The sequence below is a fragment of the Alloyangia pacifica genome, assembly GCF_003111685.1.
In the GTDB taxonomy this organism is placed as follows: domain Bacteria; phylum Pseudomonadota; class Alphaproteobacteria; order Rhodobacterales; family Rhodobacteraceae; genus Salipiger; species Salipiger pacificus_A.
This window is the reverse complement of the sequence record NZ_CP022189.1, coordinates 1,125,758-1,149,021: the sequence shown is the minus strand read 5'-3', so window position 1 is coordinate 1,149,021 and position 23,264 is coordinate 1,125,758. Positions and strand designations below refer to the sequence as shown.

The following is a 23,264-nucleotide window of genomic DNA, read 5'->3' as shown; positions in this document are numbered from 1 at the left end:
CACTTTCCGCCCAATCTCGGCATCTCAGGTGTTTGTTGACGCCGCGCCTGTTCCCTTGCCGGGCGCCATCCGCTTAACTGGACCCGGGGCAGAGACGAAGGAACAAGACGTGCGGCTGGCGGTATTCACCGATCTCGATGGGACCCTGCTCGACCACGGCACCTATTCCTACGCCCCCGCGCGGCCCGCGCTCGATGCGCTCAAGAAGCGTGGCATCCCGCTCATCCTCGCCTCCTCCAAGACCGCCGCCGAGATCGGCCCCCTGCATCGCGAATTGGGCCTCGGTGACTGGCCCGCCATCGTCGAGAACGGCGCCGACCGGATCAGCCCCGGCGCCCTTTCGGAAGACGCACCCGAGTATCAGAAACTCCGCGCCGCATTGGCCGAAGAGCCCGAGCACGCCCGCCTTTTCAGAGGCTTCGGCGACATGGACGCCGAGGAGGTGGCGCGGGTCACCGGCCTGTCTCTGGATGGCGCCGAACTGGCCCGCAAGCGGCGCTTCACCGAGCCCGGCCTCTGGTCTGGCAGCGAGGCCGAACAGGACACCTTCCTTGCCGCGCTCGCGCAAAAAGGCATCCACGCGCGCAAGGGCGGGCGCTTTCTCACCCTTTCCTTCGGCGGCACCAAGGCGCAGCAAATGGATGGGGTCACGAAAGAGCTCGGCTGCGATACGTCCATCGCGCTCGGCGATGCGCCCAACGACATCGAGATGATCGAGGCCGCCACCCACGGCGTCATTCTCCGCAACGACCATGGCAACGGCATCCCGCCCCTGCCCGGCGAGCAGACGGGACGCATCCGCCGCACCGCCCTGCCCGGCCCCGAGGGCTGGAACGCCGCCATCCTCCACGTACTTGCAGACCTCGGGCTTTAGGAGACCTCCGCCATGGCCGACTTCCACCAGAACGGCAATATCGCCCAGTTCCACAACCTGCGCTCGCGCCCGATCGAGGAGATGGTCTACGAGCTTGAAACCTACGCGCAGAGCCGAAAGATCTCGCTGATCCTACCCTCGCTCTATTCCGAGCTTGAGGGCGACGCGCTTCCGGACATCCTCAAGGAACTGAGCAAGGTCACCTATCTGCACCGCATCGTCATCGGGCTCGACCGCGCGAACGAGGCGCAATACCGCCACGCCCGCCAGTTCTTTTCCATGCTGCCGCAGCAGACCACGTTGATCTGGAACGACAGCCCGCGGATGCAGCAGATCATGGGCAGGCTCGAGGCGCTCGGCCTCGCCCCGCAGGAGCCCGGCAAGGGCAAGAACGTCTGGGGCTGCATGGGCTATCTCATCTCCTGCGCCGACAGTGCCGTGATGGCAATCCACGACTGCGACATCGTCACCTACACGCGCGAGATGCTCGACCGGCTGGTCTACCCGGTGGCCAATCCGAGCTTCAGCTACCAGCTCTCCAAGGGCTACTACCCCCGCGTCGGCGGCGGCAAGCTGAACGGCCGGGTCACCCGCCTCTTGGTTTCTCCGCTGCTCATCGCGCTCAAGCGCACCATCGGGGATCGCGACTACATCGATTACCTGCGCGCCTTCCGCTACCCGCTCTCGGGCGAGATGGCGCTGCGCACCGGACTGCTGCCCGACCTGCGCATTCCCTCGGACTGGGGGCTGGAGATCGGCGTGCTGTCCGAAGCCTGGCGCAACCTCGGCCCGCGGCAGGTCTGCCAGGTCGAGATCGCCGACATCTACGACCACAAGCACCAGGACCTCTCGCCCGAGGACGCCAGCCAGGGGCTCTCGCGCATGTCGGTCGATATCTGCAAGGCGATTTTCCGCAAGCTCGCTGCCGACGGGACCGTGTTTACCCCGCATGTCTTCCGCACGCTCAAGGCCACCTACTACCGCTCGGCGCTCGATCTGCTCGAGGCCTATTCGGCGGATGCCAAGATGAACGGGCTGACCATCGACCGCCACGCCGAGGAACGCAGCATCGAAATGTTCGGCGAGAACATCGTCCGCGCCGGTCAGCTCTTCATCGAGAACCCGCAGGAGACACCCTTCATCCCGACGTGGAACCGGGTGCACTCGGCCGACCCCAGGCTGCTGGCAGATTTCCGCGCCGCCGTGGCCGCCGACGATGCCGAGTTCGGCTGACCCCCACAAGAACCTCACGTCACCGTGAACTCAAAAGCCCGCGACGTCGCGTCTCTCGTCGCGCCCTCACATTGACCTGACCCAACTCTCGTCCGAGTAACTGTTTTTTAGCCCTGCCCGCGCCGGTCCTCCCAGTTCCGGCCTCCCCGCGGGGCGCTTCTGATCAAAGGAGGAGAAGAATGGGTCTCATCGGGATCATTCTGTCGCTGGGCTTGCTGATGTACCTGGCCTACCGCGGCATCAATGTGCTGATCCTAGCACCGCTTCTGGCCATGCTCGCCGTGCTGTTTTCGGGCGGTCTGCCGGTCATGGCCACCTATACGCAGGTCTTCATGCAGTCGCTCGGCGGCTACGTGATCACCTACTTCCCGCTGTTCCTGCTGGGCGCGATCTTCGGCAAGGTCATGGCCGACGGCGGTGCCGCGCGCACCATCGCCGAGAAAATCGTCGAATGGGTCGGCGGTGACCGCGCGATCCTCGCGGTCGTGCTCGCCTGCGGCGTGCTGACCTTTGGTGGCGTGTCGCTCTTCGTGGTGGCCTTCGCCATCTACCCGATCGCCAACGCGCTGTTCCGCCGCGCCGACGTGCCCAAGCGCCTGCTGCCCGCGGCCATCGCGCTCGGCTCGTTCACCTTCACCATGACCGCCTCCCCCGGCACCCCGGCGATCCAGAACGCGATCCCGATCCCGTTCTTCGGCACCAACGTCTTTGCCGCGCCTCTGCTTGGCACGCTGGCCGGCCTCATCATGCTCGGCGGCGGCACGCTCTGGCTGAGCCGCCGCGCCAAGGCCGCTCAGGCCCGGGGCGAAGGCTACGGCCAGCACGAGCGCACCGCCGCCGACAGCTCGCTGCCCGAGGATGCCAACATGCCCGGCTTCGGCGCGGCGATCCTGCCGGTGATCACGGTGATCGCGCTCAACGCGCTGCTCACCTACCTGGTCTTCCCGAACATGAGCGCCGACTACCTCGCCGAGCCGCAATACGGCGCAACCGAGCTGTCGCGCGTGGCGGGCATCTGGGCGATCATCATCTCGCTGGTGGTGTCGATCGTGCTGGCGCTGGCGCTGAACTGGCGCCGCTTCGCCGACGTCAAGGAGACGGTGAACAAGGGCACGATGGGCTCGCTGCTGCCGATCTTCAACACCGCCTCCGAGGTCGGCTACGGGGCCGTCATCGCCTCGCTGCCCGCCTTCGGGCTGATCCGCGACGCGGTTCTGGGGCTCTTCCCGAACAACCCGCTGGCCTCGCTGGCGGTGGCGGTGAACGTGCTTGCGGGGATCACCGGTTCGGCTTCGGGCGGCATGTCGATCGCGCTGAAGGCGCTCGGCGAGCAATTCGCCGCCATGGGTGCCGAACAGGGCATCAGCATGGAGCTGATGCACCGGGTCACGGCGCTGTCGTCGGGCGGCTTCGACGCGCTGCCGCACAACGGCGCGGTGATCACCCTGCTGGCGATCACCGGCATGACCCACAAGAAGAGCTACGCGGACATCTTCGTGGTGGCCGTGGCGATCCCGGTGGTGGCGACGATCACGGTGATCGTACTTGGCTCGCTGGGTCTCTGACCCCCGCGGCACGGGAAACGCGAAACGGGGCGCCGCTGGGCGCCCCGTTTTCATTCCGGCGCTTAGACCTCGCCCGCCTTGCGCCGCTTACGCCGACCGTAAGTTGCGACCCGCCAGAGGTAGAGCCCGACGATCCCCACCACAACGGCCGTCGACACCGGGTCGAGCCAGCCTGCCACCAGCCCGTACTGCGCCTGTAGAAGGTAGCCCGCCATCGCGAGCACCGTCGTCCAGCTCACCGTGCCAACGGTGGTGAAGGCCAGGAAGCTCGCCATCGGCATCCGCGCCACACCGGCGGGGACCGAAATGAAGGTGCGTACGGTCGGGATAAGCCGCCCGATCAGCACCGCGCTGCCGCCGTGACGGTCGAACCACGCGTTCGAGCGATCGAGATCTTCGGGCAGGATGGTCAGCCAACGCCCGTGCCGCGCCGCCAGCCGCTTCAGCCGCTGAGTGCCGAGCCGCCGTCCGATCCAGTACCAAAAGAGCGCTCCGGCGAGCGAGCCGAGCGAGCCCGCCACGATCACCGCCAGCAGGTGCTCGCGCCCCGCGGCCGCGTTGAACCCGCCGAGCGGCATGATGAGTTCGGAGGGGATGGGTGGGAAGACGTTCTCGAGGAACATCAGCACGGCGATGCCGATCGCGCCCACCGTGTCGACAAACCCCGAGATCCAGTCGAACATATCGCCCTCCGCTTGACGTCTGACAGCCCAACGCGCGCGCGCGCCGCCGAGTTCACCCGATCTTCGAGATAGGTCTCTCTAGCAGAGAAAGATGTCACGAAAGACCCGCGCGCAGCGCCGCAGGGGCAGAGCCGCCTCTCGGCCTTCGATCGCCTGCCGCCCGCCAGCCCCTAGCCGCGGTTCGAGATCCACCGGCACTGGTAGGGTGCCAGCGAAACCGCCCCGGCCTCGATGGTCTCGCCCGACAAGAGGTCCACCCAATGTTCGTCGGCGATGAGGTTCAGCCCCTCATGCGGGATCACCACCTCCTCGTCCGAGCAGTTGTGCAGCGCGAAGATCGACTGCGCCCGGTCCAGAGATTGCCGCCAGAGCCCGAAGACCCGTTCGTCGAGATTGAGGGTGAACTGCGTGGCGTTGGGGTGAAAGCCCGCCTGCGCTGAGCGCAGGGCCAGCCGCTCCGAGAGCATCTCGAGCACCCGCGCGTGCACCGTCTCGGGATCGTCCAACAGGGCGTTGAGCTCCGCGTAATTCCAACGGTGGCGGTTGATCGCCCGGTTCATGCCGCGCCGCTGCACCGCCTCGATGTCATTCGGCGTGCCGAGCATCGAGTGGATGTAGAAAGCCGGAATGCCTTCGAGCGACATGACGATGGTCTGCGAGCAGAGGAAGCGTGCAAGGTGGTTGTCGTCCTCGCCATTGTAGGTCCGCGCCATGGCCGCGAAGAACGCGCAGTTGAGCTCGTAGACGCTCTCGCCGCCGCCGGGCAGCGAGCGCATCGAAGCAAGCCCGCCAAGCGCGCGCGCCGTGTCGATCACACGGGCCACCTCTTCGGGCGGCAGCAACCCCTCGGCGGGGCGCATGCCGATGCCGTCATGCGACGCGGTGAAGTTGAGATAGGCGCAGCCAAGCGGCGCGGGCGGCATGGCGCGCTGCCAGTCGTTGAGGTATTTCGCCGTCCCCGCCATCATCGCGTGCAGCACAAGCGGCGGCAGCGGGAAGTTGTAGACCATATGCGCCTCGTTGCGGTTGCCGAAGTACGACAGGTTCTCGGCCTTGGGCACATTGGTCTCGGTCAGCAGGATGATGCTCTCGGTGGCGTAGTCGGCAAGCAGCCGTAACAACCGGATCACCGCATGGGTCTGCGGCAGGTGGATGCAGTTGGTGCCGATCTCCTTCCACAGGAAGGCGACGGCATCGAGCCGGATGATCCGCACGCCCATGTCGACGTGCAGGCGGATGATCCGCAGGATCTCCAGCAGCACGTCAGGGTTGCGGAAGTCGAGGTCGATCTGGTCGTGGCTGAAGGTGCACCAGACGTGGCGCGTGCCCATTGCCGTCTCGACCTCCTGCAGCAGCGGCGTGGTGCGCGGCCGGACCACCATCGACAGGTCGTCCGAGGGCTCGGCCTCGAAGAAGAAGCCGTCATAGGGTTTCTGCCCCTGCCGATAGGCGTTGAACCAGACCCCCTGCGAGGACACGTGGTTGAGCACCAGATCGGACATCAGGTGGAATTCGTCGCCGATGCGGGTGATGTCGACCCAGTCGCCAAGCTGCGGGTTCACCTTGCGATAGTCGGTGACCGCGAAGCCGTCATCCGAGGTGAAGGGGAAGAAGGGCAGGATGTGCACCCCATTCACCACCCCCTTCATACGGCGCAGCAGGAAGTCGTTCATCAGGTCGAGCGGCTTGTGGTTGCCGTCGATCAGGCTGTCGCCGTAGGTGATCAGCACCGCGTCCTTCTGCGACCAGAGGTTGTTGCCGGGCTTGCGCGGCTGGCGGCGGCGACCCTTGGCTTCAGGCCAGAAGGCATCGATGACCTGGCTGGAAAGGATGTCGGCGTTGAGGTCGGGGTAGATGAAATGGAGCAGTTCCGAAAGGCGGGCGCTGAAGGAGGTCTCGGTCATGAAAACGGGTCTCGACGGGTCCGGGTTGAGAGGACCGGAAGGCCAGGGACGGCACGGAATTCCGGGCACTTACCCTTGGGGTAAGCAATCACCCCCGCTTTCACAAGAGTTTACTCCCCGCGCCCGGCCTCTTCGCTCTGCCCCGCCCCCCCGGCGGCCGGAGATTGGGCAGAGTTTCCGAAAGCGGCCCTGTCGCATCCTCGTGGAAACATGTCGCGCCAGCGCGACGCTGCGGCCCGATCTTGCCGCAGGATCGGGCTGCAATCCGCTTGACCTCGCCCGGCGCAGGCGGCAGCGATCTGTCCAGGCCTCAAATCCAGAAAAGAAACGCCCTCCCATGAGTTCCTCCTACGCCCTCACCGTGCACTGTCCCTCCACCCGCGGCATCGTCGCCGCCGTCGCCGGCTTCCTCGCCGAGCAGGGCTGCAACATCACCGACAGCGCCCAGTTCGACGACCTCGGCACCGGCAGCTTCTTCATGCGCGTGAGCTTCCGCAGCGAGACCGGCGTGGAGCTGGCCGAGCTCGAGGCCGCCTTTGCCGCGGTGGCCGAGCGGTTCGGCATGGAGTTCGCCTTCCACGATGAGGCCACCAAGATGAAGGTCGTGGTGATGGTTTCGCGCTTTGGGCATTGCCTGAACGACCTGCTCTATCGCTGCCGCATCGGCGCGCTGCCGATCGAGATCGTCGCGGTGATCTCCAACCACATGGACTACCAGAAGGTGGTGGTGAACGCCGATATCCCCTTCCACTGCATCAAGGTGACCCGCGAGAACAAGCCGCAGGCCGAGGCGGCGATCATGCAGGTGGTCGAGGAGTCGGGCGCCGAGCTGATCGTGCTCGCCCGCTACATGCAGATCCTCAGCGACGAGATGTGCCGCAAGATGTCGGGGCGGATCATCAACATCCACCACAGTTTCCTGCCGTCGTTCAAGGGCGCAAACCCCTACAAGCAAGCGTTTCAGCGCGGCGTGAAGCTGATCGGGGCGACCTCGCATTACGTCACTGCGGACCTCGACGAGGGCCCGATCATCGAGCAGGACACCGTGCGCGTCACCCACGCGCAATCGCCCGAGGACTATGTCTCGCTCGGCCGCGATGTCGAGGCACAGGTGCTGGCCCGCGCCATCCACGCCCATGCCCACCGCCGGGTGTTCCTCAACGGCGACAAGACCGTCGTCTTCCCCGCCTCGCCGGGCTCCTACAGCTCCGAGCGGATGGGCTGAGGGCTGTTGACCTCGGGGCCAGCCTTCGGCGCGGCCCCGGGGAACACCTGCCCGGAAATTTATTCGGCCTTTAGGTGCCAGGCGGGCGTTTTCGTGGCCGGCGCTGGGGGCGGGCAAGCCTCGGACTTTTGGAATCCTGTCGTCGCCACCCTGCCACCCCTACCCACCGTTTCAGGGTGTTGCATGTCATCGCACCAAGGCGTTTCCAGAATGACCGCAGCGATCGAACCTCTGTCCGTCTGGCGCAGGCTCAGGAGGTCTTCGGCATCCACCGGGTGACCTTCTACCGGTGGGCAGCCGCCGGACAGATTCGCATCTATAAGAAGGGTGAGATTTCGCTGCTCAAAGTCTCGGAGATCGAGACGTTCCTCGAAAGCCGTACCGAAGTGTTGCAAGACGTTGCGTCGCAATGCGCGAGCGCTTGGGGGGCTACTTGGGGGGATGCCGGAAAGGCAGACTTTCACTTTCCTGCCTTTTCAGCAACTTGGGCGGGAATATGGTGCCCCCACACGGACTCGAACCGCGGACCTACTGATTACAAATCAGTTGCTCTACCAGCTGAGCTATAGGGGCACCGTGCGCAGAGGCATATGCCAGCTTCGCCCCCTTGTGCAAGAGCGATTCAGCGATTTGCGCGTGCCAGAAGCCCGACCGCAGAAAGCCCCACGCCAATCACCAGAACCGCCGCCGGGGCGGCGCCTCCGAGGTTTTCCAGCGAGGCCTGGTCGTGCACCCGCGTGGCGAGGGTTTCGTAATTGAACGGGCGCAACAGCAGCGTCGCCGGCAGTTCCTTGACGCAATCCACGAAGACCAGCAGCAAGGCCGAGGCGACAGAGCCGCGCATCAGGGGCACGTAGACTTCGCGCAGGGTCTGGCCCTGGGTGCGGCCGAGCGAGCGCGCGGCACGGGCGAGATTGGGCGAGATCCGCGCCATCGCCGCATCTGCCGCGCCCTGCGCGATGGCGAAGAAGCGCACGAAATAAGAGAGCACCAGCGCAAAGGCCGAGCCTGCGAGCACGAGGCCGATATCGATGCCGGTGACCGCCTCGATCGTATCCGCCAGCGCGTGGTCCACCGCCGCGAGCGGGATCAGGATGCCAACGCCCAGCACCGCGCCGGGCGCGGCGTAGCCGATGGTCGAGACCGGCAGCAGCAGCCGCGGCAGTTGCCGCCCCGAAAGCCGCACGCCGTACACCAGGAAGACCCCGCCGAGCACGGTCAGCACGGCCGCGATACCGCCGACGGTGAGCGTGTGGACCCCGGCCTGCCAGAGCCGCGGGTCGGCCCATGCTTGGGCGTTGTCGATCGCGTGGCCGAGGATCACCCAGGCGGGCAGCACGAACCCCATGCCAAAGGGGATGACGCAGGCCAGGCTCGCCCCCCAGCCGGTGGCACCGCGCAGCGCGGTACGCGCCACCGGCCGGTGGCGCGAGGAGAGGTTGAAAAAGCGCATGCGGCGGCGCGATCCCTTCTCGAGCAGCACCAGCACGATGACCAGCGCCAGCACCGTCCCGGCAATCTGAGCCGCGCCGCCGGCGTTGTTGCTTTGCAGCCAGACGCTGAAGATGCCGGTGGTCAGCGTCTGCACCGAGAAGTAATCCACGGTGCCGAAATCGTTCACCGCCTCCATCATGGCAATCGCCATGCCCGCCGCGATCGCCGGGCGGGCGAGTGGCAGGCCGACCCGCCAGAACCGGGCAAAGGCGCCCTGCCCCAGCGAGCGCGCGACCTCGTCGGCGCTGCCCGGCTGCTCGCGGAAGGCGTTGCGGGCCAGCAGGTAGACGTAAGGGTAAAGCGCTGCCGAAAGTACGATGATCGCCGCCCCCATCGAGCGGATCTCGGGGAACCAGTAGTCGCGCGAGGTTTTCCAGCCGAAAACCTCGCGCAGCCCGGTCTGCACCGGCCCGGCATATTCGAGGAAATCGACCAGCGCGTAGGCCCCCACATAGGCCGGGATCGCCAGCGGAAGCAGCAGCAGCCATTCGAGCCAGCGCCGCCCCGGGAACTCGTAGCGCGCCACCAGCCAGGCGGCGCCCGAGCCTGCCGCCCCCGCCAAAAGCCCGACGCCCGCCATCAGCTTCAGCGTATTGCCCAAATAGCGTGGCAAGGTCGTCGAGATGAGATGCGGCCAGATGTTCTCCGTGGGAAACAGCGCGATCCAGAGCACCGCAAGGATCGGCGCGATGACCACGGCGGCGATCAGGGCGGCGCCGAGCGACCAGGGGTTCGGCAAGGCGCGCGCCAGCGACAGGCGGGCACGGCGCGGGGCGCTGTTGTCGGCAAGGCTCATGAGGGCTCCTTCGTGATCCGCCCCGGGCGGCGCGCGGTTTTCCTTGGCTCTGATCCGGGTATAGTCCCTGCCGTTGGTAACCGAAAGTGCAGGTCATGCAGGTCATTCTCCATATCGGCGCGCAATGCACGGACGAGGATCGCCTGCTCAGGGGCCTGCTGCGCAACGCCGGCGAGCTTCACCGCGAGGGCATCGCCGTTCCCGGCCCGTCGCGGTACCGCATGCTCCTGTCGGAAGCCATCAGCGCCCTCGGCGCCGAGAAGCCAACCCCCGAGGCGCGCGAGGTGCTGCTGGACGCCATCCTCAGCGAGGATCCCGGACAGGTCTCCCGGCTCATCCTCAGCCACGAGACGCTCTTTTCGGTGCCCAAGATCGCGCTGGAGGGTGGCACGCTCTACCGCAAGGCCGAGCGGCGGCTGCAGGCGATTGCCCGGCTGTTCGAGGGGGATGAGCTGCAGATCTTCTTCGGGCTGCGCGATTTCGCCACATGGCTGCCCGCCATGCTGCGCGCCACGCCGCACGAGACGCTCGAGAGTTTCCTTTCGGGCGCCGACCCGATGAAGCTGCGCTGGTCCGATCTCGTGATGCGGCTGCGGCGCGCTCTGCCCGGCGTGCCGATCACCCTTTGGTGCAACGAGGACACGCCGCTGCTCTGGGGGCAAATCCTGCGCGAGGCGGCGGGGATCGCAGCCGAGCGGAAGATCACCGGCAGCTTCGACATCTTCTCCGAACTCGTCAGCCCCGAGGCGATGCAGCGCTTCCGCGGCTTCCTGCGCGAGAACCCCATGGTCAGCGAGGCGCAGAAACGCCGGGTCATGACCGCCTTCCTTGAGAAATACGCCCTGCCCGGGGTGATGGAGGAAGAGCTCGACATGCCGGGATGGGACGCCGCCTATGTGGACATGCTGACCGGGCTCTACGACGAGGACGTTTGGCAGATGGCACAGATGGACGGGGTGCGGGTGCTGACGCCCTGAACGCGTGGCCGCATCCGGAGGATCCGGGGGCTCCGCCCCTGCCGCCGCGCGGCTCCGCCGGGATAGTTATGTCAGGAAAAAGGCGGGGAGGTCTTCCCTCCGGGAGGGACCGGGGCCCGCGCCCCGGTCCGGGATGTTCGAGGGGGCTCAGTCCATGCCGAGCGCAGCCTTGTACATCTCGAGCACAGCCTCTTCCTCGGCGATGTCGTCCTTGTCGCGCTTGCGCAGCGCGATGACCTTGCGCATCACCTTGGTGTCGTAGCCGCGGCCCTTTGCCTCGGCCATGACCTCTTTCTGCTGGTCGGCGATTTCCTTCTTTTCGAGCTCGAGCCGCTCGAAGCGCTCGATGAACTGCTTCAGCTCGCCTGCGGCGACGCCATAGGCGTCGGACCCATTGTCCTGCATCTCGTCAACTCCTGCCTGGTTTTCTGCCGGTATCGCCGGTTTGACTACCCCCCGGCGCCGCCCTCATCAAGCCCGATCCGGCGCGCCGGGCAGATGCCGCCGAGGGTTGCGAGGCGGGCGGCGATGCAGTACCCGCCCCGAAAGCGCCGACGGGCGGCGCGAACAGAGGGTAGTGCGCCATGGAATGGCTGATCTGGCTGGGTGCGGCGGTCTCGCTCGCGGGGCTTCTGGGGCTTTTCGGATGCATCATCAAGGTCTGGACCGCCAAGCGCGCCGGGCTCGATGACGACGGGCTGCGCGAGGTGATGCGCAAGATCGTGCCGCTGAACATGGCAACGCTGCTGCTGTCGGTCTTCGGCCTTGCGATGGTGATGGTCGGCATCCTGCTCGGCTGAGCCCACAGGTCTACCGCTGGGGCCAGTCCGCCCCGCCGGTGGTGACCAGATCGTCCCAAAGCGGGTGCGGCGCCCAGAAGGCGCGGTCGGGATGCGCCACCGACGCCAGCGCCTCGCGCACCGCCCGCGCGCCCATGCGCAGCGCTGCCAACATCGGCCCGCCACGCCAGCGCGGCATCTCGAGCACCTCCAGTGCCACCAGATCGAGGTCGGAAGCCCGGCGAAGCATGCCGGTCGCCAACATCCGCGCGCCTTCGTTGGCCATGGCGCCGATCAGCAGCAGGCGCAGCATATCTGCCGGCAGTGCCGGGGCAGCCGGACGGCGGGCGACGACAAGGGCGTCGACCTCGGCGCTGGCCAGAGGCACACCCACTTCGGTCCAGTCGTAGAAGCCCGCGCCATTCTCGCGGCCCATGCGCCCGCTCTCGGCAAGCGCGCTGGCCCAGTTCACCGCGCCCTCGGCCCGGGTCTGCGCGCCGAGGCGCAACAGCCCCATCTGGTCGCGGCGCAGGAAAGGCCCGCGGCGCCAGCCCCAGTCACGGCAGGCGGCATCGATCGCCTCGGGACTCTGGCCCATGTCCACCAGCGCATCCGCGGCGCGGCACCACGCGTCGAAGAGGCGCCCGCCAACGCTCTCGCCACCCGAGCGGACGCGGATCGCGAGGCAGCCCATCTGCTGCGCCAGCGCCTCTGCCTCGGCGATCTGCTCGACCTGCGCTTCGGGTCCGGCGATCACCTCGACCAGCCTCGCGCCGAGCGGCGCCGGAGCGAAGCGCAGCCCGACCTCGCGCACCCGTCCCGGGTAAGCGACGAGTCGGCTGACCCCCGCGGGCGCCGCCACCTCACGCTGACCCGGCCCCGCCAGCAGGATACACCCGGCACTGCGCGCCATGTCGGCCGGGGCGCCGACGCGCAAGCGCGACAGGCGTTCCTCGACCACCTCCTCGGAGATGCTCCCGCCCTGCCGCGCCGCCTCGAGCCGCCGGTGCAGGGCGATCACCCCGTCGTGCAGCACGTCCGGCGCGTCGCAGCCCCAGTCGACCCCCGCTGCGACCGGCAGAAGCGCCTGCACCAGCGGCAGGGCGAGTGGGCCCTCGCCCAGCACGGCGACGCGGTGCGGCGCGCGGCGCGCCGGTGTCATGGCAGATGCGGCAGCGCGCTCGGCGGCGGCAACCGCGCGCAGCGCGGCGCTGGCCTCGGTCTCGCGGCAGGTGTCATAGGCGTCGGCCTCGAACTCCAGGCCGCCCGCAAAGGGCAGCAGCTGCGCGGCTTCGACCGCGGCGACGATCTCGGGCGGGGCAGGATTGCCGCTGCCCGCGACCTTGGCGCGGCGGGCGGCGACCGCCTGCTGATAGGCCAGCGGCGCGGCAAACCCCTCGCGGCGCTGCGCGGCGGGGCGCGGCCCCAGCCCCTCGGCGCGCAGCTCGGCACAGAAGGCGCGGGTCTCTTCCTCGATCGGGCCCCGCGCGAGATGGTCGATGAGCCCCGCGGGCGCCGCCTCGAGCGCTATGGCCTGCCCCGACAGCATGAGGTCCAACGCCGGCCCGGCGCCGACCAGCCGCGGCAGCCGCTGGCTGGCCCCGGCTGCGGGCGTCAGCCCCAGCGCGACGTTGGGCAGTCCGAAGCGCGTGCCCGGCGCGGCAATCCGGTAGTGCGCCGCCAGCGCCAGCTCGGCGCCGGTGCCAAGTGCCGCCCCGTGCATCGCAGCGATCACCGGCTTGGCGCAGCCCTCAACACGGCGGCAGAGCGTGGCGGGATCGGGGGTGGCATGGGGGCCTTCGAGCTCGGTTGGATCATCGCCTTCGGAGAAACAGGCCCCCGCCCCCTGCAACACGATGCAGGCGACGGCGGGGTCGGCCTCGGCCCGGGCGAGTTCGGTGAGAAGCGCGCCGCGCAGTTCGGGTGTCAACCGGTTGGCCGCATCTCCGGTCATGACCACCCAGACGATCCCCTCGCCGATCCGCACCTCAACCGCGCCTGCCGCCTGCGCCATCTGCCCGCCTTTCCACTTGCCCGCGGGCGCGAGCGCAAGCGCCCCGCAGCCCGTCCCTTTCGTCATGCCCTGAGGCATCCCCGCGAGCTAGTGGGTTCCGAAAGGCGCGGCAAGACGAGAATCCGCCGCGCCGCCCTTTCCGGCCGCGCGGCGGTGGTGCCTGCGACTGTCGCAGGCAGGGACCTGCCGATCAGATCGGCATGTTGTCGAAGCGCGCCTCGAGCTCGGCGTCGACCTCGGAGCGTAGCCGATCCCGGACGTGGGACGGCAGCGGCATTCCGCGCGCCCGCGCCTCGCCCGCGAGCCGCTCGAGTTCTGCCAGAAGCGCGGCATGTTCGGCGCCCTGCGCCTCGGCCAGCGCGCGTTCAACCGTTTCGAGGCGGCCTTTCAGTCTGTCATCCATCACACGTCTCCTCCGTGTCGGGGCACTCAGCCAGAGAGGCTCTTTGGCCGGGCCATGCCTGTGGCGGAGCCGCGGACCGGCTCCGGCAGCTGTTTTCCAGTCCTGCCGAGTCGCCTTCCGAAGGCAGCGTCGAACACGCCCGCGGCTCCTCAGGGAGCGGCGGGCGCCCCCGTGCAAGCCTTGAATTCGCTTGCAGTTCTCCCGGGTCGATGCGCCTGGGAGACCGGGTTGGAGGGGCACGGCAGACCCCGTCTGAACGCAGACAATCCTGCACCAACACGCCGATGATGACCATGATATGGGTCAATCGCAACGAATCCTTGAACACACATTCAGCTTTATCTATATGAACATCAAACGGAGGATCATTCCATGATGACACCTGAGGTCACCGCCTTCTTCGACGAGGCCACCAACACCATCTCCTACGTCGTGCGCGACCCGACCGGCAGCGCCTGCGCGATCGTCGACAGCGTGCTCGACTTCGATTACGCCTCGGGCCGCACCGACACCCGTTCGGCCGATGCCATCATCTCCTTCGTCAAGGAGAAGGGCTACAAGGTCGACTGGCTGCTCGAGAGCCACGTGCACGCCGACCACCTTTCTGCCGCGCCCTACATCCAGCGCGAGCTGGGCGGCAAGATCGGCATCGGCGAGCGCATCACCGTGGTGCAGGACACCTTCGGCAAGGTGTTCAACGAGGGCACCGAATTCCAGCGGGACGGCTCGCAGTTCGACCGGCTCTTCGAGGAGGGCGACAGCTTCCACATCGGCCAGCTGCGCGGCGACGTGCTGCATACACCGGGCCATACGCCGGCCTGCCTGACCTACGTGATCGGCGATGCCGCCTTCGTCGGCGACACGCTCTTCATGCCCGACTTCGGCACCGCCCGCTGCGACTTCCCCGGCGGCTCGTCGGAAACGCTCTTTGCGTCGATCCAGAAGATCCTGGCGCTGCCGGACGAGACCCGCATCTTCGTCGGCCACGATTACAAGGCACCGGGCCGCGACGCCTACGCCTGGGAGACCACCGTGGGCGAGCAGAAGGCGCTCAACATCCACGTCGGCAGCGGCAAGTCCGCCGAGGAGTTCGTCAAGATGCGCGACGCGCGCGACGCGACCCTTGCGATGCCCAAGCTGATCATCCCGTCGTTGCAGGTGAACATGCGCGCCGGCCGGATGCCGCCGCCCGACGAAAAGGGCGATGTCTTCCTCAAGGTCCCGGTCAACAAGCTCTGACGTCGCAAGACGGCCACCCATGGATACCTGCGCGTTCCGCCTTCAGACGGGGCGCGTTCCCCTCATAAAGAACGGCGGCCACCTCCCGGGGCCGCCGCGTGACAAAGGAACTGCGAATGCCACTCGACTGGATTTGGGGCCTGATCGGCGGCTTGCTGATCGGCACCGGCGGGGCGGTCTATCTGCTCATCAACGGACGCATCATGGGCGCGTCGGGCATCATCGGCGCCTTGGTCGACGGCTCGGCTAGCGACAGCAAGTGGGAGCGTCTGAGCTTCCTTGCGGGGGTGATCCTTCTGCCGATCCTGCTGCTGCCGTTCTATGGCGGCGCGGTTGACACCCACATCACTGACAACATTCCCGTGCTTGTCGCCGCCGGCCTACTGGTCGGCGTCGGAACGCGGCTGGCAAATGGCTGCACCTCGGGCCACGGCGTCTGCGGCATGTCCCGCCTGTCGCTGCGCGGCTTCGTCGCAACCTGCTGCTACATTCTCGCCGGCGGTGTCGGCGTGGTTATCTTCCGTCACCTGCTGGGAGTGATCTGAAATGGGCAATTCCTCTCCGGCCCGCCTGTTCTTCGCCCTCGTCGCCGGCGGTCTCTTCGGCGCTGGCCTTTTCCTGTCGGGCATGACCGACACCGCCAAGGTGCAGGGCTGGCTCGACGTCTTCGGCGCCTGGGATCCGACGCTGGCCTTCGTCATGGGCGGCGCGATGATCCCCATGGCAATGGCCTGGCTCGTCGCCCGTGGCCGGACCCGCACCGCGCTTGGCACGCCGCTGCCGCCGCAGCCCGGCACGCGGATCGACCGCAAGCTGGTGATCGGCTCGGTGCTTTTCGGCATCGGCTGGGGTCTCGCCGGGCTCTGCCCCGGCCCGTCCATCGCCTCGCTGAGCTACGGCGGCACCGGGCTCTATGTCTTCGTCGCGGCGATGCTCACCGGCATGGCCGTAGCCCCTGCCCTGCGCAGGAGACTCGACAACCCCGTGGCGGCGGAATAACCGTTTGGCCATGGATCTGAACCACATCACCCCCCGCTACACCGTCTCGCCGCAGATTGCGGTGGAGGATGTTCCCGCGCTCGCCGAGGCCGGCTTCACACTGGTCATCTGCAACCGGCCCGACGGCGAAGTCCCGCCCGAACTGCAGGCAAAGACCATCGGCGCCGCCGTGCGCGCCGCCGGCATGGAGTTCGCCGTGCTGCCGGTGACCCACGACGGGCTGACGCTCGACCTCGTGGCCGAGCAGGCCGCGCTGATCGAGAACGCCCCCGGCCCGGTTTTCGCCTACTGCCGTTCGGGCACCCGCTGCGCCACGGTCTGGGCCATGGGCCAGGCGGGCAAGATGCCGACCGACGACATCCTGCTGTCCACCGCCAAGGCGGGCTACGCGCTCGACGGGATGCGCCCGACGCTGGACGCCATCGCCGAGCGCGGCTGACCTCGAGCCGATATGACCCGAAGGGCCGCCCCATGGGCGGCCTTTTGCGTATGGAAGGTTTTTCGCCCGCCCGGGCAGCCTCTGACCACTTGTTTCAAACCAGGCGGCAAGGCACCCTGCCTCATGACCAAATTTCTCATCTCTTTCCCGGCCGAAGCCATGCAGGTCACCGACGGGGAATTCCCCGAGGTGGTCGCGGCCTCGCATGCGGTGATCGAGGAGGCCAAGGCCGCTGGCGTCTACGTCTTCGGCGGTGGGCTCGATGAGAGCGTAGCCCCGGTGCTGGTCTCGGGCGATGGCAGCGTGTCAGCCGAGATCTATCAGGGCAGCTTCCTGAACGGCGGCTTTACCGTGCTCGAGGTGCCGACGCGGCTGGAGGCGCTGGACTGGGCGCGCCGGATCGCGCAGGCATGCCGCTGCCCGCAGGAGCTGCGCGAATTCATGTACGACCCCGAAAGCTGATAATACCCACCCCGCAAACAGCCCAATGGACAGGAAAAAATCCGCTGCAGCCCGCAGGAGGCCTTCGCAGCGGCCTCCGCCTCTGGCAAGGTTCGCGGCGACCCGCAACAGGGCGGAGACCAGAGCGAGTGGCCGGATGACCAAGATCACCCTCCAGCGCAGCGCTGAGCTGCCCGACGACCTGCGCGTCGCGCGCTCGCTCAGCGCACCGCACCTCGGCCCGCGGCTGCTGTTCTTCAGCGGCGGCAGCGCACTCAACAAGATCTCGCGTGCGTTGAAGCGCTACACCTACAATTCGGCCCATCTGATCACTCCCTTCGACAGCGGCGGCAGCAGCCAGGTCCTGCGTGAGGCCTTCGACATGCCCGCAGTGGGCGATCTGCGCAGCCGCCTCATGGCGCTGGCCGACGAGAGCGAGCTTGGCCAGCCGGACATCTACGCGCTTTTCAGCCACAGGATGCCCAAGGCGGTGCCGAACGCCCCGCTGCGCGCCGAGGTCGAGGCGATGGTCGCCGGCAGCCACCCGCTGGTCAAGGCGGTCTCCAGCCCCATCGGCCTGCTGATCCGCGACTTCCTGCGCGCCTTCCTCGTCGCGGCGCCGATGGATTTCGACTTCCGCAATGCCAGCATCGGCAACCTCATCCTCGCCGGAGGCTATCTCGCGCACGGGCGGCTGCTGGAGCCGGTGCTGTTTCTGATGTCGAAGATGGTCGATGTGCGCGGCACCGTGCGCGGCGTGGTCGATTGCAACCTGCAGCTCGGCGTTGAACTGGCCGACGGGCGGCAAATCCACGGCCAGCGCCAGATCAGCGGCAAGGAGGCACCGCCGATCGACAGCCCCATCGTGCGGCTGTTTCTGAGCGCGCACGGCAAGGAGGTTCTGTCTGGCTCGGTGCCCCTGCCCAAGCGCAATCGCAAGCTGATCCGGCAGGCAGATCTCATCTGCTACCCGCCCGGGAGCCTTTTCTCCTCGGTGATCGCCAACCTGCTGCCCGCGGGCGTGGGTCGGACCATCGCGCGCTGCGAGGTGCCCAAGGTCTATGTCCCCAGCCTCGGCACCGACCCCGAGGCGCTGCGGCTGGGCCTGGCGGAGCGGGTGGCCGCGATCCTCGCGCCGCTGCGCGCCGATGCTGGCATGGATGTGCCCAGCACGCGCCTTATGACCCATGTGCTCTGCGACGCCTCCGAGGACCCCGCGGCCTGCGCCGAGGTCACCGCGCGCCATGGCATCCCCTGCCACCGTCTGCCGCTGGTCACCGACGAGCCCGAGCGCTACGATCGCGAATTGATGTGCGCCGCGCTGGTGTCGATGGTCTGAGGGAAGGCGGGCTCAGCGGTAACGCTTTTCGGTCACTTCAAAGGCCCCAAGCGCCAGATCCCGCCGGAACATCTCGTGGTCGCGGCGCAGCCGTTCCACGGCTTCCTCGGCAAAGCACAGGATGTCGTCGATGAAGAGTTTCGCCGGTTCCATCGCCTGCAGGATCGCCGGCTCGATGTCGTAGTCGAGCTGGCCAAGATCGTCAGACCGCGCGTGGGCCTGCGCCAGTGCCCGCCCGCAGGCATAGGCGTAGCGCTTCCACGCCTTCTTCGACAGATCATCCAGATCCGCGTCGTTGCGGAAGGGCGCGCGCTCGCGCGACATGAAGCTCTCGCCCTCGATCTCGACATTGCCGTAGAAGACGTCGCCCTGCGCGAGATGCACCGACTGGCCGTGGGCGATCCGGTCGCCCTGATCCCCGGCGTCGAAATCATGCGCTGGCACCAGCCCCTCGAGCGCCGAGCGTCGTGCCTTCTTGAACTCGATGATGATGTCGTCTCGGGCATCCCCGGAGGGCCCTTCGAGCAGCACGTAATAGCGTGGCAACCCCAGCGAGGCCGTGCCCTGTCCATGCCGCATCGCCACGTCCTTGACCTTGAGCGGGCCGTGCCGCCCGCCCGCCTCAATGCCGTTCTGACCGGCGAGGGCCTTGACCAGCTTCTGGAACTCATTGATGCGGCTGCTCACCGGGGTCAGTTCCGCGTTGGCTCGGAAGCCGCGGCCGGTCTCTTCAAGGTAGCGCTTGCCGAGCCAGTGTTCGCGCGAACGCGCGGCCTTGCCGAAGAGCGGGCGGATGATCTCGGGGCAATTGTCCTCGCGCATCTCGACATGGAGTTCGGTGTTGTGCTCGGCAAAAAAGGCCATCCCTGAGCGGTAGCCCTTGAGGAAGTGGCGAGCGATCTTGCGTTGCTTCTTGCGGCTGAGCCCACCCTCGACCTCGGCGGCGATCATGAACCCTGCGGCACCCCGCTTGAGATCCCAGACGAAGGGACCGTAGATCACGTCGTCGAAATCATTCACCCCGAAAATCGGCACATTGTCCGCATTGGGCATGATGCCAAAGTTGCCGGGGTGTACATCGCCGAGGCAGAGCACGGTCGGCATCCGCGCATCCTCCCCCGCCATGTCGCGGTGAAAGAGCAGCGAGGTGCCGCGGAAAAACGAGAAAAAGGACGTCGACAATACGCGGAACTTCTCGTCAGCCCCCGCCGCCTTCTGGTCGATCCGCACCATGTGGTCCTCGATGATCGTGCTGCGCACGTGCAGCCGCCGTGCCTGCCCGGTCAGATCGCGAGGGCGGAACACCGCGGCCTCTGCATCGGCCCGGCGCGCGAGCCGGGCGTAGGCCTCGGTGCGGTGGCGCATCTCGCCGACCGGCTCAGCCGCGCCCGACGTCGCGGCCTCCTCCGACGAGGTCTTCTTGCGCGCCTTCGCGGGCTCCTGCGGCTTGGTCTTCGGCGTCGTGCTCATCGTGTGCTCCGTGCGGCCTGGCTGACCTTCCAACCTGAAGCACGCCGCCCGGGTTCCGAGCCAATCGTCCGGCAGAGTTCCGCCGGAAAAAGATATTTCTCGAATGTATGATATCATTCCGGGTATTTCCGGTAACCTGATGCCGTTATCCCGTGCGAATTTCTTTCGAATCAAACGTTTTACCCAGTTGCCCGTTGCCGCAGCGCCCCTCGTCCGTCTCCGATCCAGCCGTATCAGCGCGCCGCTCCGGGACCGCTTCAAGGGTGCAAGATTTCAAGGGTGGACTATGTTGACTGCAGCCCGATCCGACCTGTCCTGCGCCGCCCGGGCGACCCGTTCCGCGCCGGCAGGAGTGTCGCCCGCCCCGGCAGCCGCCCCACCCGGCACGCAGCCGGGCTTCCCTCCTTTCGCTCCTCTCCAAGACTTTCGCCCCGCCGGGGTTCGCCGCGCTGCGACCGGCCCCCAAGGCAGCCCCCGCGCAGCCCGCGCGCTTTCACGCAAGGAGACGACATCATGAGAAAATTCCACTTCCTCGCCGCCGCCGCGCTGGCCGCGCCGCCTGCCTGGGCGCAGGAGACCACCGGCACTACGACCGGAGACGCCATGGCCAGCGGCGGCAACGCGCTGGTCGGGCTGATCATCACCCTGATCATCGGCGCCATCGTCGGCTGGCTCGCCAGCGTCATCATGAAGGGCGGCGGATCGGGCCTGGTGATGGACATCATCCTCGGCATTGGCGGCGCGCTCCTCGCCGGCTGGCTGTTCCCGATGATCGGTGTCTCCTTCGGCGCCGGGCTTATCCCCTCGATCATCGCCGCGGTGATCGGCGCGATCATCCTCATTCTCATCGTGCGCCTGATCCGCGGCGCAGCGCGGTGAGACCAGAGGTCTCCCGCCCGCCGTGCGCGGGCGGGAGGGCAGCACGCCCAAGCCTCGGCCTTGGCGGCAGAGGCGGGTTCTTCGACACAATGGGAGACTGACCGAAATGATCAACCTCGACAGATTTGCCAGGGCCACCTTCGGTCTTGCCGTTCTCGCGGCGCTCGGCGCCTGCGGCGGCTCGGAAGAGCCTACGGCTGGCATGCGCCCGGCCACCGAGGCCGAGTCCGCCTGCCTGCGCGACATTGCCAAGGCTGCCGGAACCACGGACATCGCGCTGATCAGCTCCGAGAGCTCCGAGACCGGCACCATGGTGAAGGCCCGCGTCGGCGACGACCGCACGCATTGGGACTGCATCGCCTACCCCGATGGCACGACCGGCGAGATCATGGCCGAACCACATATGACCGAGGGCTGACCCGGCGCCAGCCGAGACAATCGCAGCCGGAGAACTGAGCGATGCGGGCGCTAACGAGCGGTCTCTTCTGGGCCCTGGTGCTGGCGTACGTGGTGGCCCTCGGGGGCTACCTGCTCGGCCAGTTCGGCCTCTTCGGAACCCCGAAGGACCCGCTCGCCGGCGTCTTCCTCATTCCGCTCGGCTTGCCATGGAACCGGATGATCGATGTCTTCCCCGAGACGTCCTGGCCCTGGCTCGCGGCCCTTGCGCCGCTTCTCAACATCCTGCTCGTGGCGCTGCTGCGCCGCGGGCTCTCCCGATCCCGCTGACACCCCCATCCGCCCCCTACGAGTCCCCAGCCGATTGATGTCATACCGCCCGACGCCCTCCCCGCCTCCTCCGACGCCCCGCCGAGTTCCCCCATGCTGACCCGCCGCAGCCTGCTGCGCGCCGGGGGCGCGGCGCTTGCGCTCGCCCCTGCGGCCCGGGCGCAGGAGCTGCCGCTGGCGATCGACCGCATGCTTCCCGGCGAGTTCACCTGGCACCCCGAACGCGCCCCGCGAGGCCCGGTGGCGGTGATCGTCTCGCTGCCCGAGCAGCGGGTACACGTCTATCGCAACGGGCTGCGCATCGCCGTGTCGACCTGCACCTCGGGCATGCAGGGGCACGAAACCCCGACCGGCGTCTTCACCATCCTGCAAAAGGATGTCGACCACCGCTCCTCGCTCTACAATGACGCGCCCATGCCCAACATGCAGCGGCTCACCTGGGACGGTATCGCGCTGCATGCAGGCAACCTGCCGGGCTACCCGGCCTCGCATGGCTGCGTGCGCCTGCCGGAAGACTTCTCGAGGCGGCTTTTCGAGATCACCCATCTCGGCACGCCGGTCATCGTCTCGGGCCACAGCAGCGATCCGTGGGAGCTGATCCACCCCGGCTTCGTGCTGGCGCGACTGAGCGAGGCCGAGCTCGACAGCGCGGTGCGCGAGCTCGAGGTGCGCCGCCGCCCTGCGGATTGGCCAGAGGAGTGGGACCCGTCTGATCCCTACCCGATCACCACCGCACTGGTCACCTCGCCCGACCGGCGCATCACCCTTCTGCGCGACGGACGCGAGGTGCTGACCGAGAGCTTCCTGCTCGAGGACGAGCGACCGCTTGGCGAGCACGTGCTGGTATTGAGCGCCGCCGAGCAGGGCCGGCTGCGTTGGCTCGGCGTCACCCACCAGCCCGACCCGGAGCGCCCACTGCAGCCGGAAACGAGCATTCTTGATCGGCTCGTGCTGACCTCGGTCACCCGCGAGCGATTGCTGAGCTATGCCCACCCCGGCCTAACGCTGGTGATCTCCGACATCGCCGCCACCCCCGACCGCCGCTCTGAGCGCGGCTTCGTCATTATGCAGAGCGGGCTGCTGCGCTCGCCGGACCCAGAGGAAGCCCCACGACCATGAGCCTCCCCCGCGCCCTGCTTGTCGTCCTGCCACTGGCCGCGCCGCTGCAGGCACAGTCCACCCCGCCGCCGCAGAGTGCCTTCGTCTATGTCACCAGCGACGGCAGCCTGCGGATGCGCGGCGCCCCCTCGACCGAGGCGCCGGTGATCACCGAGCTCGACCCCGGCGCGCTCCTGCGCAACCTCGGGTGCGTCGAGGACCCCCAACCCTGGTGCCAGCTGCAGAGCCTCGACGGCGCCCACGCAGGCTGGGTCGCGGCGGGTTATCTCGCGCCCTTCGCCGGGGCTGACCCGGCGGCGCTGAGCAGCCCCGCCGTGCCCGCGACCGAAACCGCGCAGCTCGAATTTCGCGGCGGTCTCACCTACGGCACCATGGCCGCGGGCGGCATTCTCGATCTGATCACCAGCGCGCCAGCGGACCAGGCGGTGACGCTCTCGCTCGAAGCGCCCGGCAACATCGGCTTTGCCGCCTTCGTGCGTCCCGCCACGCTGCTCGCCCGCGGCGACGCCGCAGCCCCGATCACCTTGGTCCTGCCCGAGGGCGGGGACCTTCTGATCCGCCTCGCCGACCGCAGCGGCGCAGGCGGCGACTGGCAGCTCCTGATCAGCCTCGACTGACCCACGCCGCCGTGAGGCCCTCGCCGAGGGTTGACGCAGCGACCTCCCT

General features: G+C 67.7%; 24 protein-coding genes, 1 tRNA gene and 1 pseudogene. 18 read left to right on the top strand and 8 right to left on the bottom strand.

The genetic code is table 11. The features are described 5' to 3' along the window. The first annotated feature begins 109 nt into the window (after nucleotides 1-109). The 3 genes from CEW88_RS05530 (at nucleotide 110) to CEW88_RS05520 (ending at nucleotide 3,672) form a co-directional block, all read left to right on the top strand. Entirely contained in the window at nucleotides 110-874 is a 765-nt protein-coding gene (locus CEW88_RS05530; RefSeq protein WP_254694445.1) for an HAD-IIB family hydrolase, read from the top strand. 12 nt (nucleotides 875-886) lie between these two features. Next, the gene (locus CEW88_RS05525) at nucleotides 887-2,107 is read left to right on the top strand and encodes a glycosyl transferase (RefSeq protein WP_108965056.1); all 1,221 of its coding nucleotides are present in this window, start codon (nucleotides 887-889) and stop codon (nucleotides 2,105-2,107) included. A gap of 179 nt (nucleotides 2,108-2,286) precedes the next feature. Then, complete coding sequence (locus CEW88_RS05520; RefSeq protein ID WP_108965055.1) at nucleotides 2,287-3,672, top strand: GntP family permease; 1,386 nt, start codon at nucleotides 2,287-2,289, stop codon at nucleotides 3,670-3,672. A 62-nt stretch (nucleotides 3,673-3,734) separates the two neighbouring features. On the opposite strand, the gene CEW88_RS05515 is transcribed toward CEW88_RS05520, so the two are convergent. Continuing rightward, nucleotides 3,735-4,355 (bottom strand): DedA family protein, encoded by a 621-nt coding sequence (locus tag CEW88_RS05515; RefSeq protein WP_108965054.1) that lies wholly within the window; start codon nucleotides 4,353-4,355, stop codon nucleotides 3,735-3,737. A gap of 170 nt (nucleotides 4,356-4,525) precedes the next feature. Continuing rightward, the gene (locus tag CEW88_RS05510; RefSeq protein WP_108965053.1) at nucleotides 4,526-6,259 is read right to left on the bottom strand and encodes a sugar phosphorylase; all 1,734 of its coding nucleotides are present in this window, start codon (nucleotides 6,257-6,259) and stop codon (nucleotides 4,526-4,528) included. A gap of 337 nt (nucleotides 6,260-6,596) precedes the next feature. On the opposite strand from CEW88_RS05510, the gene purU reads away from it, so the two are divergent. Both purU and CEW88_RS25180 read left to right on the top strand, forming a co-directional pair. Next, a complete protein-coding gene (purU, locus tag CEW88_RS05505; RefSeq protein WP_108965052.1) occupies nucleotides 6,597-7,484 on the top strand; it encodes a formyltetrahydrofolate deformylase in 888 nt (295 codons plus the stop codon). A 74-nt stretch (nucleotides 7,485-7,558) separates the two neighbouring features. Then, nucleotides 7,559-7,804 (top strand): annotated as a pseudogene (locus CEW88_RS25180) (hypothetical protein); the annotation flags it as partial. Between the two features lie 177 nt (nucleotides 7,805-7,981). Here CEW88_RS25180 and CEW88_RS05495 read toward each other — a convergent pair. Together CEW88_RS05495 and CEW88_RS05490 are read right to left on the bottom strand one after the other, a co-directional pair. Next, nucleotides 7,982-8,057 (bottom strand) — tRNA-Thr (locus tag CEW88_RS05495). A 49-nt stretch (nucleotides 8,058-8,106) separates the two neighbouring features. After that, complete coding sequence (locus tag CEW88_RS05490; RefSeq protein WP_108965051.1) at nucleotides 8,107-9,774, bottom strand: ABC transporter permease; 1,668 nt, start codon at nucleotides 9,772-9,774, stop codon at nucleotides 8,107-8,109. A 95-nt stretch (nucleotides 9,775-9,869) separates the two neighbouring features. Between CEW88_RS05490 and CEW88_RS05485 the strand changes: the two genes are divergently transcribed. Then, nucleotides 9,870-10,751 carry a hypothetical protein gene (locus CEW88_RS05485; RefSeq protein ID WP_108965050.1) on the top strand — a complete coding sequence of 294 codons (882 nt, stop codon included), beginning with the start codon at nucleotides 9,870-9,872 and terminating at the stop codon, nucleotides 10,749-10,751. A 147-nt stretch (nucleotides 10,752-10,898) separates the two neighbouring features. On the opposite strand, the gene CEW88_RS05480 is transcribed toward CEW88_RS05485, so the two are convergent. Beyond that, entirely contained in the window at nucleotides 10,899-11,156 is a 258-nt protein-coding gene (locus tag CEW88_RS05480; RefSeq protein ID WP_108965049.1) for a DUF2312 domain-containing protein, read from the bottom strand. Nucleotides 11,157-11,335: 179 nt separating this feature from the next. On the opposite strand from CEW88_RS05480, the gene CEW88_RS05475 reads away from it, so the two are divergent. Next, nucleotides 11,336-11,551 (top strand): hypothetical protein, encoded by a 216-nt coding sequence (locus CEW88_RS05475; RefSeq protein WP_108965048.1) that lies wholly within the window; start codon nucleotides 11,336-11,338, stop codon nucleotides 11,549-11,551. 10 nt (nucleotides 11,552-11,561) lie between these two features. Here the strand turns inward: CEW88_RS05475 and CEW88_RS05470 are convergent, their stop codons facing one another. Together CEW88_RS05470 and CEW88_RS05465 are read right to left on the bottom strand one after the other, a co-directional pair. Beyond that, nucleotides 11,562-13,610 carry an enoyl-CoA hydratase-related protein gene (locus tag CEW88_RS05470; protein WP_159099564.1) on the bottom strand — a complete coding sequence of 683 codons (2,049 nt, stop codon included), beginning with the start codon at nucleotides 13,608-13,610 and terminating at the stop codon, nucleotides 11,562-11,564. 124 nt (nucleotides 13,611-13,734) lie between these two features. Next, nucleotides 13,735-13,947, bottom strand: coding sequence for a hypothetical protein (locus CEW88_RS05465; RefSeq protein ID WP_108965046.1), 213 nt, complete (start codon nucleotides 13,945-13,947; stop codon nucleotides 13,735-13,737). 375 nt (nucleotides 13,948-14,322) lie between these two features. Here CEW88_RS05465 and CEW88_RS05460 point away from each other — a divergent pair, with 375 nt between their 5' ends. The 6 genes from CEW88_RS05460 (at nucleotide 14,323) to CEW88_RS05435 (ending at nucleotide 18,404) form a co-directional block, all read left to right on the top strand. After that, nucleotides 14,323-15,186 (top strand): MBL fold metallo-hydrolase, encoded by an 864-nt coding sequence (locus CEW88_RS05460; protein ID WP_108967569.1) that lies wholly within the window; start codon nucleotides 14,323-14,325, stop codon nucleotides 15,184-15,186. Between the two features lie 116 nt (nucleotides 15,187-15,302). Beyond that, on the top strand, nucleotides 15,303-15,731 hold the full coding sequence (locus tag CEW88_RS05455) for a YeeE/YedE family protein (RefSeq protein ID WP_108965045.1): 429 nt from the start codon (nucleotides 15,303-15,305) through the stop codon (nucleotides 15,729-15,731). Nucleotide 15,732: 1 nt separating this feature from the next. Then, nucleotides 15,733-16,185 (top strand): DUF6691 family protein, encoded by a 453-nt coding sequence (locus CEW88_RS05450; protein WP_108965044.1) that lies wholly within the window; start codon nucleotides 15,733-15,735, stop codon nucleotides 16,183-16,185. Between the two features lie 10 nt (nucleotides 16,186-16,195). Then, nucleotides 16,196-16,624, top strand: coding sequence for a TIGR01244 family sulfur transferase (locus CEW88_RS05445; RefSeq protein ID WP_108965043.1), 429 nt, complete (start codon nucleotides 16,196-16,198; stop codon nucleotides 16,622-16,624). Between the two features lie 123 nt (nucleotides 16,625-16,747). After that, entirely contained in the window at nucleotides 16,748-17,086 is a 339-nt protein-coding gene (locus CEW88_RS05440; protein WP_108965042.1) for a YciI family protein, read from the top strand. 136 nt (nucleotides 17,087-17,222) lie between these two features. Next, nucleotides 17,223-18,404: a GAK system CofD-like protein gene (locus CEW88_RS05435; protein ID WP_108965041.1), complete on the top strand. Its 1,182-nt coding sequence runs from the start codon at nucleotides 17,223-17,225 to the stop codon at nucleotides 18,402-18,404. Nucleotides 18,405-18,416: 12 nt separating this feature from the next. Here the strand turns inward: CEW88_RS05435 and CEW88_RS05430 are convergent, their stop codons facing one another. After that, a complete protein-coding gene (locus tag CEW88_RS05430) occupies nucleotides 18,417-19,874 on the bottom strand; it encodes a DUF2252 domain-containing protein (protein ID WP_108965040.1) in 1,458 nt (485 codons plus the stop codon). Between the two features lie 513 nt (nucleotides 19,875-20,387). Here CEW88_RS05430 and CEW88_RS05425 point away from each other — a divergent pair. The 5 genes from CEW88_RS05425 (at nucleotide 20,388) to CEW88_RS05405 (ending at nucleotide 23,215) form a co-directional block, all read left to right on the top strand. Further along, a complete protein-coding gene (locus tag CEW88_RS05425; RefSeq protein WP_235940276.1) occupies nucleotides 20,388-20,753 on the top strand; it encodes a GlsB/YeaQ/YmgE family stress response membrane protein in 366 nt (121 codons plus the stop codon). A gap of 106 nt (nucleotides 20,754-20,859) precedes the next feature. Continuing rightward, nucleotides 20,860-21,171 (top strand): hypothetical protein, encoded by a 312-nt coding sequence (locus tag CEW88_RS05420; protein WP_108965039.1) that lies wholly within the window; start codon nucleotides 20,860-20,862, stop codon nucleotides 21,169-21,171. Nucleotides 21,172-21,212: 41 nt separating this feature from the next. After that, nucleotides 21,213-21,479: a hypothetical protein gene (locus CEW88_RS05415; protein ID WP_108965038.1), complete on the top strand. Its 267-nt coding sequence runs from the start codon at nucleotides 21,213-21,215 to the stop codon at nucleotides 21,477-21,479. A gap of 93 nt (nucleotides 21,480-21,572) precedes the next feature. After that, nucleotides 21,573-22,598 carry a L,D-transpeptidase gene (locus tag CEW88_RS05410; RefSeq protein WP_108965037.1) on the top strand — a complete coding sequence of 342 codons (1,026 nt, stop codon included), beginning with the start codon at nucleotides 21,573-21,575 and terminating at the stop codon, nucleotides 22,596-22,598. Next, nucleotides 22,595-23,215 (top strand): SH3 domain-containing protein, encoded by a 621-nt coding sequence (locus CEW88_RS05405; protein ID WP_108965036.1) that lies wholly within the window; start codon nucleotides 22,595-22,597, stop codon nucleotides 23,213-23,215. Before CEW88_RS05410 ends, CEW88_RS05405 begins: the two co-directional genes overlap by 4 nt. Nucleotides 23,216-23,264 lie beyond the last annotated feature (49 nt).

Coding starts and splice junctions, on each gene's coding strand:
- CEW88_RS05525 (WP_108965056.1), top strand. CDS start 887: ATGGCCGACTTCCACCAGAACGGCAATATCGCCCAGTTCCACAACCTG.
- CEW88_RS05520 (WP_108965055.1), top strand. CDS start 2,287: ATGGGTCTCATCGGGATCATTCTGTCGCTGGGCTTGCTGATGTACCTG.
- CEW88_RS05515 (WP_108965054.1), bottom strand. CDS start 4,355: ATGTTCGACTGGATCTCGGGGTTTGTCGACACGGTGGGCGCGATCGGC.
- CEW88_RS05510 (WP_108965053.1), bottom strand. CDS start 6,259: ATGACCGAGACCTCCTTCAGCGCCCGCCTTTCGGAACTGCTCCATTTC.
- purU (WP_108965052.1), top strand. CDS start 6,597: ATGAGTTCCTCCTACGCCCTCACCGTGCACTGTCCCTCCACCCGCGGC.
- CEW88_RS05490 (WP_108965051.1), bottom strand. CDS start 9,774: ATGAGCCTTGCCGACAACAGCGCCCCGCGCCGTGCCCGCCTGTCGCTG.
- CEW88_RS05485 (WP_108965050.1), top strand. CDS start 9,870: ATGCAGGTCATTCTCCATATCGGCGCGCAATGCACGGACGAGGATCGC.
- CEW88_RS05480 (WP_108965049.1), bottom strand. CDS start 11,156: ATGCAGGACAATGGGTCCGACGCCTATGGCGTCGCCGCAGGCGAGCTG.
- CEW88_RS05475 (WP_108965048.1), top strand. CDS start 11,336: ATGGAATGGCTGATCTGGCTGGGTGCGGCGGTCTCGCTCGCGGGGCTT.
- CEW88_RS05470 (WP_159099564.1), bottom strand. CDS start 13,610: ATGACGAAAGGGACGGGCTGCGGGGCGCTTGCGCTCGCGCCCGCGGGC.
- CEW88_RS05465 (WP_108965046.1), bottom strand. CDS start 13,947: ATGGATGACAGACTGAAAGGCCGCCTCGAAACGGTTGAACGCGCGCTG.
- CEW88_RS05460 (WP_108967569.1), top strand. CDS start 14,323: ATGACACCTGAGGTCACCGCCTTCTTCGACGAGGCCACCAACACCATC.
- CEW88_RS05455 (WP_108965045.1), top strand. CDS start 15,303: ATGCCACTCGACTGGATTTGGGGCCTGATCGGCGGCTTGCTGATCGGC.
- CEW88_RS05450 (WP_108965044.1), top strand. CDS start 15,733: ATGGGCAATTCCTCTCCGGCCCGCCTGTTCTTCGCCCTCGTCGCCGGC.
- CEW88_RS05445 (WP_108965043.1), top strand. CDS start 16,196: ATGGATCTGAACCACATCACCCCCCGCTACACCGTCTCGCCGCAGATT.
- CEW88_RS05440 (WP_108965042.1), top strand. CDS start 16,748: ATGACCAAATTTCTCATCTCTTTCCCGGCCGAAGCCATGCAGGTCACC.
- CEW88_RS05435 (WP_108965041.1), top strand. CDS start 17,223: ATGACCAAGATCACCCTCCAGCGCAGCGCTGAGCTGCCCGACGACCTG.
- CEW88_RS05430 (WP_108965040.1), bottom strand. CDS start 19,874: ATGAGCACGACGCCGAAGACCAAGCCGCAGGAGCCCGCGAAGGCGCGC.
- CEW88_RS05425 (WP_235940276.1), top strand. CDS start 20,388: ATGAGAAAATTCCACTTCCTCGCCGCCGCCGCGCTGGCCGCGCCGCCT.
- CEW88_RS05420 (WP_108965039.1), top strand. CDS start 20,860: ATGATCAACCTCGACAGATTTGCCAGGGCCACCTTCGGTCTTGCCGTT.
- CEW88_RS05415 (WP_108965038.1), top strand. CDS start 21,213: ATGCGGGCGCTAACGAGCGGTCTCTTCTGGGCCCTGGTGCTGGCGTAC.
- CEW88_RS05410 (WP_108965037.1), top strand. CDS start 21,573: ATGCTGACCCGCCGCAGCCTGCTGCGCGCCGGGGGCGCGGCGCTTGCG.
- CEW88_RS05405 (WP_108965036.1), top strand. CDS start 22,595: ATGAGCCTCCCCCGCGCCCTGCTTGTCGTCCTGCCACTGGCCGCGCCG.